This is a genomic window from Terriglobales bacterium, from assembly GCA_035624475.1.
Classification (GTDB): Bacteria; Acidobacteriota; Terriglobia; order Terriglobales; family Acidobacteriaceae; genus DASPRL01.
Genome location: DASPRL010000059.1, coordinates 1 through 11501 on the forward strand (window position 1 = coordinate 1; position 11501 = coordinate 11501).

At 66.5% G+C, this 11501-nt stretch carries 8 protein-coding genes; 6 read left to right on the forward strand and 2 right to left on the reverse strand.

All coding sequences use genetic code 11. The annotated features are described in order from the left end of the window. Together VEG08_02725 and VEG08_02730 are read right to left on the reverse strand one after the other, a co-directional pair. On the reverse strand, window positions 1–774 hold a 774-nt coding region (locus tag VEG08_02725), incomplete at its 3' end, for a carboxypeptidase-like regulatory domain-containing protein (protein HXZ26894.1). Between the two features lie 373 nt (window positions 775–1147). Beyond that, on the reverse strand, window positions 1148–4690 hold the full coding sequence (locus VEG08_02730) for a carboxypeptidase regulatory-like domain-containing protein (GenBank protein HXZ26895.1): 3543 nt from the start codon (window positions 4688–4690) through the stop codon (window positions 1148–1150). 339 nt (window positions 4691–5029) lie between these two features. Between VEG08_02730 and truA the strand changes: the two genes are divergently transcribed. From truA to VEG08_02760, 6 genes are all read left to right on the forward strand, one after another. Further along, window positions 5030–5785, forward strand: a complete 756-nt coding sequence (gene truA, locus VEG08_02735; protein ID HXZ26896.1) for a tRNA pseudouridine(38-40) synthase TruA — start codon at window positions 5030–5032, stop codon at window positions 5783–5785. Between the two features lie 106 nt (window positions 5786–5891). After that, window positions 5892–7466, forward strand: a complete 1575-nt coding sequence (locus tag VEG08_02740; protein ID HXZ26897.1) for an aldehyde dehydrogenase family protein — start codon at window positions 5892–5894, stop codon at window positions 7464–7466. A gap of 85 nt (window positions 7467–7551) precedes the next feature. After that, window positions 7552–7914 (forward strand): hypothetical protein, encoded by a 363-nt coding sequence (locus VEG08_02745; protein ID HXZ26898.1) that lies wholly within the window; start codon window positions 7552–7554, stop codon window positions 7912–7914. A gap of 10 nt (window positions 7915–7924) precedes the next feature. Further along, the gene (locus VEG08_02750) at window positions 7925–9163 is read left to right on the forward strand and encodes a LeuA family protein (protein ID HXZ26899.1); all 1239 of its coding nucleotides are present in this window, start codon (window positions 7925–7927) and stop codon (window positions 9161–9163) included. Window positions 9164–9226: 63 nt separating this feature from the next. Then, the gene (locus VEG08_02755; GenBank protein HXZ26900.1) at window positions 9227–10471 is read left to right on the forward strand and encodes a M20/M25/M40 family metallo-hydrolase; all 1245 of its coding nucleotides are present in this window, start codon (window positions 9227–9229) and stop codon (window positions 10469–10471) included. Window positions 10472–10542: 71 nt separating this feature from the next. Continuing rightward, a partial coding sequence (locus tag VEG08_02760) for an amidohydrolase family protein (GenBank protein ID HXZ26901.1) occupies window positions 10543–11501 on the forward strand: 959 nt, incomplete at its 3' end.

Below are 11501 nucleotides of genomic sequence, written 5' to 3' on the forward strand. Positions count from 1 at the left end.
CGCCGTCCCGTGCAGGCTGTTGCTGCCCGACTTGGTGATGTAGTTGATCACCGAGCCCATGTTGCGCCCGTACTCGGCCGAGAAGTTGTTGTTGATGACCTGATACTCGGCCAGCACGTCCTGGTTGCCCAGGAAGATGGAGGGCCCGGCCACCGAGTTGTCGTTGTTGGACTGGCCATCGATCTGGAAGTTGTTGGAACGGCCGCGCTGCCCGTTCATGGAGATGCCGGCGCCGTTGGTGTTGCTGAAGCCGGCGTCGCCGGTGGTGGCCGCGCCCGGGGTCAGCAGTACCAGCGCGTCGAAGGCGCTGCCGATGGGCAGGTCGGTGACCTGCTTGTTTTCGAAGGTGGTGGAGATCTGCGCCGTGGTGCTCTCCACCAGGGGTACGGTGGCTTCCACGGTCACCGTCTCCGAAGCGGCGCCCACGGTCAGCTTCTGGGCTCCCATGGCGGTGTCCACACCCACCTTGACCACGACGTCCTTGACGCTCAGCGTCTGGAAGTTGGGGGCCGAGATGGTGAGGGTGTAGCTGCCGGGAGGCAGTTGCCGGATGGCATAAGCGCCGTTGGCGCCGGTCGTATCCGAGGACTCCTGGCCGGTGGCGGCGCTCTTGGCGGTCACTTTCGCGCCCACGATGACTGCCCCCTGCGGATCGACCACCGTGCCCGACACCGAGCCAGTCACAACGCCCTGGCCCAGGGCATAGGTGGTGCAGAAGATCAGCAGCAGGCAGGCGAGTGAGACCGCGACTTTGCGACGAAAGTCAACGTTCATTCGATTCCTCCTGAAGGTGTCGAACTTCTTGAGTCTTTGGATTTTGGATCCCCGAGGAAATCTGTCTGACAACCGAACCCAACTCGCTTGCCGGCAACCCAATCAAACCAGCCCGCGAGGAACCCGTTCGGGACCAATATGGTGCAACTGTCGTACCAAAGTGTGCTCGTTTCAAGCTATTGAATACATTAGGCTTGCGACGATGGCCGGCGCTTCAATCTATGACTTTTGAAAACTCCTTGCGGGGGATATGAGAATTGGTAGGAGGCTTCGCCCCGGCCCGGCTTCCGCCGATCAGCCCGGGGGCGAAGCTAAGGAGAAAAAGAGGCCAGCCTTGCGGCTGGCCTCGAGTGAAGCCTACCCTCGGCCGAGGCTAGAAGACGAACCTCAAGCCGAAGGTGAAGTTGCGCTTGTTACTTCCGTTGAAGAAGGTGTTCATGAACGGGCCCCCGCTTGCGAAGTTGCCGTCGTCCACGAACGGATCCGGGTTGGCGCCACCGACTGTGCCGCTCTCTACGCCGATGTTGCGGAACTGCCGGTTCAAGATGTTGAAGCCGTTGGCCTGGATTTGCATGGTCAGCCGCTCTCCCATCTTGAAGTTCTTGTAAATACCCAGATCCAGGTTGTTGTAGGTATCCCCGCGCAGGGTGTTGCGACCCACTCCGGCAAAGGGAGTGCCCTGGCACAACGCGGCCGTGTCGTCGTTGTAGATCCAGTGGAAGCTGGTCGCCCCATCCGGATAGAACGACGACAAGGTGCAGCCCGGGAAGCTGACATATTGGCCCACCGTGTCCAGCGGGGCGGTGGGATCGCCGAGGATCGGCCGGCAGGTGTCAACCCCGTAGAACGAGGCGTTCATCAGGAAGTCGCAGAAGTCATTGGTCGCGAAGTCCAACGGGTTGAACGGTTGACCGCTGTGATAGGAGTAGATGCCGTTGATCTGCCAGCCGCCCAGCGCCTTGCCCAGGAAGCCCGCCTGGCTCTTGTACCAGGGCAATTCGTACACCCACCAGAAAGCGATGACGTGAGTGTAGGAGGTGCCGCTGGTGCCGCGCTCCGCCCGGTCGATGTTGAAGGGGTCTTGGGCGAAGGGCAGGCCGACACCGCCACCGAACGAGGGGAAGATCTCGCTGACGTTGTCGATGCCGTGGCTCCAGGTCCAGGCGAAACCGGAGGTCAACCCGTGCCAGTTCTGGATGCGCAGGTTGGTCTCCAGGCCGTGGTACTCGCTGAAGGCGTAGTTGCCGCGCCGCCGCTCCAGCCGGAAGTTGCAATCCGGCCGGTCGGGAAAGCCCGGCGTCAAGGGCGTGGTGCAGGGCGTGACGCCCGGCGGGATCACTCCCGGGAAGAAGGCGCCCAGCAACAGGACCTCGGGGTTGGCGTTGATGGTCATGAAGTTGCCGACGGTGTGGTTGCCGACGTAGTTGACCTCCAGCGCGATCTTGGAGTTCAGTTCACGCTGGATGCCGAAGTTCCACTGCATGGCATAGGGATTGTGGAAGTTGGGGTCCACCTGCGTCTCGGTGCGGAAGCCGGGATCCACTCCCGTCGGAATGAAGCCCAGGTAGCCGGCCGCACGCAAGGACAGGCCCGTGGAAACTCCCCCCGGGGGGAGTCCCGGCGTGAGGCCCCAACCGGCGATACTGCCCGCATTGACGGTGGGGGCTGCGGTCGCCACGTTCAGGAACATGTTGTAGAACTCCGGATCGTAGGCGATGCGGAAGCCGCCGCGGATCACGGTCTTGTCCTTGCCGAACACCCCCGGCCAGATGTGCGGGGTGTAGGCAAAGCCGATGACCGGCCCGAAGTTGTTCAGGTCCTCGGGCACGGAGGGCACGGTGCGCAGCGCCAGGGGCAGGGTGGTGTCCCAGAAGGGGGCAGGCCCGGTCTCGCGCCGCACCGTCAGGTCGTGCAGCAGGTTGATGGCCTGCTGGTTCCACTCCCAGCGCAGCCCGAAGTTCAAGGTCAGGTTGTCCCGGAATCTCCAGTCATCCTGGATATACAGGGCGGCGTCCTGCTCCTTGAAGTTGAAGCTGGTGGGACCGTCGGTCAGGTTGAGAGCGCTGGGCAGGTTCGCGAGGTAATTGTCGAAGGTGCACGCCGCGGTGGACGCCAACCCCCCGTTGTAGTTGCACGTTCCTTGGGCGCCGAACTGGAAGCGGCCGTTGATGTTGGGCAAGAAGACGTTGGGGGAGCGCTGCCGGTCGTACTCACCACCGAACTTGATGGTGTGGCGGCCGTGCACCCAGGAAGCGTTGTCCTGCCACTGCGAGTTGTTGATCAACCGGCCCTGGGGCAGGTTGATGGCTTGGCCATAGTTGAGCAGATTGCCCGCGGTGAAACTGATGTTCGAGGGGCACAGCAGGATGTTGGTGGCGGTGCAGAAGGGCATGGTCGGCCCGGCCTCGAAGAAGCCGAAGAACCTCGCATAGCTGAAGCGCACCTGGTTGATGAAGTGGTCGGTGAAGGTGCGCACCCAGTCAAGCCCGATCTGCTGGTTGCGGTTGGGGGCGCCTACCACGCCGCCGCCGGCGACGGAGGAGAGCTGCCCCGGGCCGGCATTGGAGGTGTTGTTGTCCTGGTAGAGGTAGCGCCCGAAGAAGCGGTCCTTCTGGGTGACCTGCACGTCGATCCGGCCCATCAATTCGTTCTGGTTGAAGGTGTTGGGCAGGAAGCGGGTCACCTTCGCGAACTCAATGGGCACGCAGGCTGTGGCCCCGCTGAGGTCGGGAGTCACGCAGATCGGCGTGCTTGCTCCGGCAGGGCTGGGGTTGCCGGCGAGCAAGCCGTAAGGCCCGAACGTCTCCAGATTCAGCACCCCGAGGTTGCCGGGGAAGGCGGCCGCCAGCGCGGCCAAACCCGCGGGCGTGGGCGTGAGTTGCGCCGATGTGGACGGGGTCGCGCCTTGCCGCAACCACTCGCGCTGGTAGGAGCCAAAGAACCAGGCCTTGTTCTTCTTGATGGGTCCGCCGATGGTTCCGCCCACGCGGCTATCGTCGAAGCGCGCCACCTTGGGGTCGGTGCAGGCGCCGCCCGTGCTGGCCGAGGTCGCGGGCGGGATGCAGAAGCCCAGCAGGGGGCTCTTGTCCTGGTTGGCCATCGAGGACAGCCACGAGCCCTGGTAGAACCAAAAGGCCGTCCCGTGCAGGGCGTTGCTGCCCGACTTGGTGATGTAGTTGATCACCGAGCCCATGTTGCGTCCGTACTCGGCGGAGAAGGTGTTGGTCACCACCTGGTACTCGGCCAGCACGTCCTGGTTGCTGAGGAAGAAGGCCGGCCCGGCCACGGAGTTGTCGTTGTTGTTCTGGCCGTCGATCTGGAAGTTGTTGGAACGGCCGCGCTGCCCGTTCATGGAGATGCCGCCGCCAACGGCGCCGTTGTTGTTGCTGAAGCTGGCGTCGCCGGTCGAAGCCGCGCCCGGGATCAGCAGCACCAGGCTGTCGAAGGCGCTGCCGATGGGCAGATCGGTGATCTGCTTGTTCTCATAGGTGGTGGAGAGCTGGGGCGTGCTGGTCTCCACCAGGGGCGCGGTGGCTTCCACAGTCACCGTCTCCGAGGTAGCGCCCACCACCAGCCTCTGCGCTCCCATGGCGGTGTCCACACCCACGCTGACATTGACTCCCTTGACGCTCAGCGTCTGGAAGTTCGGCGCCGAGATGCTCACGGTGTAGCTTCCCGGAGGCAGCTGGCGGATGGAAAAGGCGCCGGCGGAGCTGGTGGAATCATTGGCGGACTGGTTGGTAGCGGTATTGGTCGCGGTGACCTTGGCGCCCACGATCACGGCTCCCTGCGGATCCACCACCGTGCCCGAGATCGAGCCAGTCACAACACCCTGGCCCAGGGCATAGGTGGAACAGAAGATCAGCAGAAGGCAGGAGAGGGCGACCGCGACTTTGCGACGAAAGTCAGCGTTCATTCAATTCCTCCTGAGAGTGGCAGACTTCACTGCAAGGTTCGGATTCCTGAGATTGAGGCCTGCTGAAAACGTAACCCGGCTTAGTGCCGCTAGGGACGACTACGGCCGATTTGAGTGCAACCTCCGTACCAAACGAGTTATCATCCAATTAATTGAAAATAAGCCTGTTAGCTCGGTGCGTTGCCGACGGAATATGACTTTTGAGAGTTTCCCCAGGGATTGCATATGGAAATCCGTAGACATTCCGCTGGGCGGATATGAGAATCGGTATGACTTGGGCAGGGCAAGTCTGCGCAGGCTTCGCCCCCGGCTCGGGCGGCATGTATCCTTGCTGCTTCGGTGCGGCGCAACCTGAAACTCGTTTTGGCGTACGACGGCAGCGATTTCCGTGGCTGGCAGGTGCAGCCGGGATTGCCCACGGTGCAGGGCACTCTGGCCGAGGCCCTGCGACGTATCACCGGCTGCGGGGAATTGCCCCAGGGCTCCGGCCGCACTGACGCCGGCGTCCATGCGCTGGCGCAGGTGGCCTCCTGCGCGATTGACTCGCCCATCCCCTTGGCCAACCTGATGAGCGCGCTCAACGACGTGCTGCCGCCGGCGGTGCGCGTGCTGGAGATCGCGGAAGCGCCGCCTGACTTCCATGCCCGCGCTTCGGCCCGCGCCAAGACCTACTGCTACCGCATCTTCCGCGGCCCCATGTGCCCGCCGTTCCTGGCGCGCTACGTCTACCACCATCCCTATCCTCTGGACGAAGGCTGCATGGCGGCGCTCGCCGGGTTGGCCGTGGGCGAACATGACTTCACCTCCTTCGCTGCCGTGGACCCGGAGCGCGGCCGCGAGGAGGAGCCTGTCTCCAACGTGCGCACCATCCTCTCCTCCGCCTGGGAGCGCCGGGACGAGGAGCTGGTCTACAGCGTGCGCGGCTCGGGCTTCCTCCATCACATGGTGCGCAATCTCGTCGGGACCTTCCTGCTGGCGGGCAAAGGCACAGTGGACGAGCGCGGCCTGCGACGCATCCTGGAGCTGAAAGACCGCTCCGCGGCAGGGCCTACGGCGCCGGCGTGCGGGCTGTATCTCGTGAGCGTCGAGTACTGAGTACCGAGTACCGAACGAAGAGGCCGAGGACCAACGACCGAAGACCGGCGACCAACGACTAACGACCGACGACCAACGGCTGGTTTTTGCACTACACTGTCCCGCCATGGCCACACAGACGGCGAGTTCCAGCGAGCGCATCGTCTCCACCAATCCCGCCACTGGCGAGGTGGTGGGTGAGTTCGTCGGCGCCACCGCCGAAGACGTCCGCGCGGCCGTGGCCCGCGCCCGCGCCGCGCAGAAGGACTGGGCCGAGGCCGGGGTGCAGGCGCGCATCGCGGTGCTCCGCCGCTTCGCCGCGCTGCTCTACGAGAGGAAGCAGGACGTGGCCCGCGCCATCACCCGCGAGGCCGGCAAGCCCTACGTGGAGGCGCTGCTCACCGAGGTCCTGGTCACGCTCGATGCTACCCGCTGGTGCTGCCAGAACGCCTTCTCTTTCCTGTGCGACGAGCCCGTGCCCCATGCCAGCCTGGCGCTCAAGGCCAAGCGTGGCGTGATCCGCCGCCAGCCCTGGGGCGTGGTGGGCATCATCTCGCCCTGGAACTATCCCTTCTCTATCCCCGCGGTGGAAACGGTGGCCGCGCTGGTGACCGGCAACGCGGTGGTGCTCAAGCCCTCCGAGCTGACCCCGCTGGCCGCCCTCGAGCTCAAGAACCTCCTGGACGCGGCCGGGCTGCCCGCGGGACTGTTGGAAGTCGTGATCGGAGCCGGCGCGACCGGAGCGGCTCTGCTGGATTCTGCCATCGACAAGCTCATCTTCACCGGGAGCGTGGTCACAGGGAAGCGCGTGGCCCAGGCCGCGGCGGCGCGTCTCCTGCCCCTGGTGCTGGAACTCGGCGGCAAAGACCCCATGCTGGTGCTGGACGACGCCGACATCGACATCGCCTCCAGCGCGGCCGTCTGGGGCGCCTTCGTCAACGCCGGGCAGACCTGCCTCTCGGTAGAGCGCTGCTACGTGCATCGCAGCCTGTATGAGAAGTTCCTGGCCGCCTGCGCCGCCAAGACCAAGGAGCTGCGCATGGGCGACGGCTCCGATCCGGCCACCGAGGTGGGGCCCATGATCCATCAACGGCAGCTCGCCATCGTGGCCGCGCACGTGGACGAGGCCGTGGCCCGGGGGGCGCGCCTGCTCTGCGGCGGGCGCCGCATGCCCGAGCTGGGCCCCAACTTCTACGCCCCCACTGTCCTGGCCGACGTCGCTCCAGATCTGCGCCTGATGCGCGAAGAGACCTTCGGCCCGGTGCTGCCGGTCGCGCCCTTCGACACCGACGACCAAGCTGTGCGTCTGGCCAACGACTCCGAGTTCGGGCTGGCCGCCAGCGTGTGGACGCGCGACCGCGCCCGCGGCGAGACCCTGGCCACCCGCCTGGAGGCAGGCGTGGTCATGGTCAACGACGTGGTCTCCTGCTTCGGCATCAGCGAGGCCCCGCACGGCGGGGTGAAGGCCAGCGGGCTGGGCCGCACGCACGGCCGCCTGGGGCTGGAGGAGATGGTGCGCATCAAGTATCTTGACTCCGACCGCATGCCCGGCCTGCGCAAGCCCTGGTGGTACGGCTACGGCGCGGAGTTCACCCGCCAGATGGAAGGCTTCGTGGACCTGCTGTTCTCGCGGCGGCTCTTGCGGCGGCTGGGTGGCGGGCTGAGGTCCTTGGGCGCGTATCGCAAGCGGCGGCGGCTGTGAGCGCTTATCTGGAACGCCTCCGGCGCTTCGGTTAGAATGCAGCCTCAGGGGCAACGACTTGGCGAGCACATCGGAGACCATGCAGGTGTCAGAACATTCCCTCCCGCAGCTTCCGCACCACAGGGTCAAGCTCAAGAAGAAGGGGCAGCGCTCCTGCAACGAGAAGGACGACAAGGGCAAGATCTGCGCCGGCCACCTCAAGCGCTGGTACTATCTGGCCGACGTGCTGGAGCAGCAGTGCGGCGACGTGGTTCGGGCGCTGGGCCGCGATGCCGAGATCTACCGCTGCGAGCACTGCAAGACGCTGTATTTTCCCAACCCGGAAGACCCGCACGGCCGGAACGTGGCCGGCAAGGGCAGCGTCTCCGACTTCGGCCTGACCCTGCCCCCCAAGGATGGCGACAAGAAGGAGCCGGAAAAGCCGGCGGCCGAGGCCCCCAAGCCGTAGAAGGTTCCCCTTGGAGCTGAAGCACTCGCACCTCATCTACGACTGGAACCGGCAGGGAGCGGCCTTCCGCCCCGCCGGGCGCGTGCTCTTGAACGACGAGAGCCTGCGCGACGGCCTGCAATCGCCCTCCGTCCGCGATCCCTCCATCGACGAGAAGGTCCGGATCCTTCACCTGATGGAGGCGCTGGGCATCAACTACCTCGACCTGGGCCTGCCGGGGGCGGGGCCGCGCGCCCAGGAACACGTGGAGCGGCTGGCGCAGGAGATCGCGCGCTCGCGCCTGAAGATCCGCGGCAACTGCGCCGCCCGCACCCACCAGAACGACATCCGCCCGGTCGCCGAGATCCAGCAGAAGACCGGGGTGAAGATCGAGTGCGCCACCTTCATCGGCTCCAGCCCCATCCGCCGCTACACCGAGGACTGGAGCGACGACTTCCTGCAGCGCACCACGGCCGACGCCGTCACTTACGCCCGCTCCCTCGGCCTGGACGTCATGTACGTCACCGAGGACACCACCCGCTGCGATCCCGAAACGGTGAAGCGGCTGTACAAGACCGCCATCGAGTGCGGGGCGCGCGCCATCGTGCTCTGCGACACTTGCGGCCACGTCACGCCCATGGGGGTGCACGCGCTCATCCGTTTCGTGCTGGAGGAGGTGGTGAAGCCCTCGGGCGAGCCGATCCGGGTGGACTGGCACGGTCACTGCGACCGCGGCTTGGCGGTGGCCAACTCGCTGGCCGCGCTCTCCGCCGGCGCCGACTGCGTGCACGCCTGCGCCATCGGCATCGGCGAGCGTGTGGGCAACACCCAGATGGACCTCATGCTGGTGAACCTGAAGCTGATGGGGGTGGAGCCCTGGGCCGGCCAGGACCTCACCCAGCTGAAGGAGTACTGCGAGACGGTCTCCCGGGCCACCGGCGTGCCCATTCCCCGCAACTATCCGGTGGTGGGGGGCGACGCCTTCCGCACCGCCACCGGGGTGCACGCCGCCGCCGTCATCAAGGCCTTCCGCAAGAACGACCTGGAATTGGCCAACAGCGTGTACTCGGGCGTGCCCTCGCACTACTTCGGGCTGGAGCAGGTCATCGAGATCGGCCCCATGAGCGGCAAGTCGAACATCCTGTTCTGGCTGGAGCGCAAGGGCATCCCCGCCGCTGAGGAAACAGTGGACCGCATCTACAAGCGCGCCAAGTCCAGCGACCGCGTGCTCACCGAGGCCGAGATCCTGGAGTGCTGCCAGGGCGCGTAGCGCCCCGGTCCCGCCGCCATTTCCCCGCCGCGCGCCGCCGTTATAGTATGGGCGGTCGCTCCTATGACTCCCTCGGTGAAAGCCTCGCCCGCTCCCGCCACGCCCCGCCAGGAAGTGGCGCGCCTGGCCGAGCTGGGCGCGGTGCATGCGGCCTTGACATGGTTCCGCGCGCATGAGCGCGAGATCGCCGAGCGCCAGATCGAACTGGCGCGCATCCCCGCGCCTCCCTTCGGCGAGCAGGCGCGCGCGGTGTGGCTGCGCGACCGCTTCCAGGAACTGGGCCTGGAGGACTGCCACATCGACGAGGCCGGCAACGTGCTCGCCGTGCGTCCCGGCAGCCATCCCGAAGCCGGGTACCTGGCCCTGGCCGCGCACATCGACACCGTCTTTCCCGCGGGCACGCCCCTCGACATCCGCCGCGAAGGCTCGCGGCTGCTGGGCCCCGGCATCTCCGACAACGGCGCCGGGGTAGTGGCGCTGCTGGCCCTGGCGGGCGCGCTCGAGGCGGCGGAGATCCGCCACGCCGCTCCCATCCTCTTCCTGGGCGACGTGGGCGAAGAAGGCGAAGGCGACCTGCGCGGCATGCGCCACCTTTTCTCCGATCCGCGCTGGAAGGACGCCATCGCCTACACCCTGGTGCTCGACGGGGCCGCCACCGACACCGTGGTCACCGAAGGCCTGGGCAGCCGCCGCTTCGAGGTCACGCTGCGCGGTCCCGGCGGCCACTCCTGGAGCGACTTCGGCGCGCCCAACCCGGTGGTCATCCTGGCGCGCGCCATCAGCCTGTTCAGCGGCGTCCACGTGCCCGCCGAGCCCAAGACCGCCTACAACGTGGGCAACATCAGCGGCGGCACCTCGGTGAACTCCATTCCCGAGTCGGCCAGCATGAAGGTGGACCTGCGCTCCCTCTCCGCCGCCGAGATCGACCGGCTGGAGCGGGCGCTGCGCGAGGCGGTGGGCGAAGCCGTGATCGAGGCCAAGAAGAGCGCGGGGCGCCGCGGCGGCGAGATCGCCTGCGAGATCAAGCTCATCGGCAGCCGCCCCGCCGCCGAGCTCAAGCCCGGCGCCCGCATCCTGGAGGTGGTGGAGGCGGTGGACGCCCACCTGGGCAACGCTTCGCGGGTGCATCGCGCCTCCACCGACGCCAACATCCCGCTCTCGCTGGGGCGGGAGGCGGTGGGGTTGGGCGCGGGCGGCGCGGGCGGCGGCGCCCACACCCTGCACGAGTGGTACGACCCCTCCGGCCGCGACTTCGGCCTGAAGCGTATCCTGCTGGCCGCGCTGGCCCTCACCGGAGTGAACGAATGAAGAACTTCTTCGCCGCGGATGCACGCGGACTTACGCGGATTCTCGTCCTGTTGATTCTCGGAGCGACGATTGTGGCAGCGAGCAAACCATCTCCCGCCGGTACCAGGAAACAGGCCTCCCAGGACCCTGCTGAGGTCATTTTTTACAACGGAGACATCTATCTCGGGGTCGAGACTCATGACGGGAAGACCTTCCGCTTCGAAGTGAACGAGGCCATGGGACGGGTCGTGTCCCATCCGGGCTACGAGACCACGGTCGTGGGTCAACCTGCCGGCCCGGGGGAGACCGTTGTGGTGCCGGGACACCGGGCGCAGGCCATCGCCGTCCGAGGCGGGCGCGTGGTCGCCCTGGGTTCGGACACCGAGGTCCGCCGCTTGGCTGGACCGCACACGGAGCTTGTGGATCTCCACGGGCGCTTCGTGATGCCCGGCTTCAACGACGCGCACGTGCACCTGGCCAACGCCGGCTTCGAGAAGCTCAACGTGGACCTGGTAGGCGCGAAGTCGCTTGAGGAGATGCTGGCGCGCATCGCCGAGCGTGCCAAGAGCACGCCCAAGGGCGAGTGGCTGGTGGGCCGCGGCTGGGACCATACGCTGTGGAAGGACCCCAAGCTGCCCTCGCGCCAAGACCTGGACGCGGTGACCGGCGACCATCCCGCCATCTTCACCCGCGTGGACGGGCACATCTCCGTGGCCAACACGGCCGCGCTCAGGTGGGCCGGCATCACGCGCGCGACTCCCGATCCGCAGGGCGGCAAGATCGATCACGACGCCGCGGGCGAGCCCACCGGCATCCTGCGCGAGACGGTGAAAGACGACCTGCTGGCGCGCCTGCCCAAGCCCTCGCGGGCGCAGCGCAAGCGCGCGCTGGAGCTGGCCTTGCAGGACGCCGCCCAGCACGGCCTCACCTCGGTGCAGGACAACTCCAACTGGGACGACTTCCTGGCGATGGAGGAATTGGAGCGGGAAGGGAAGCTGCCCATCCGCGTCTGCGAGTGGCTGCGCTTCGATCTGCCGCTGGAGGAGCTAAA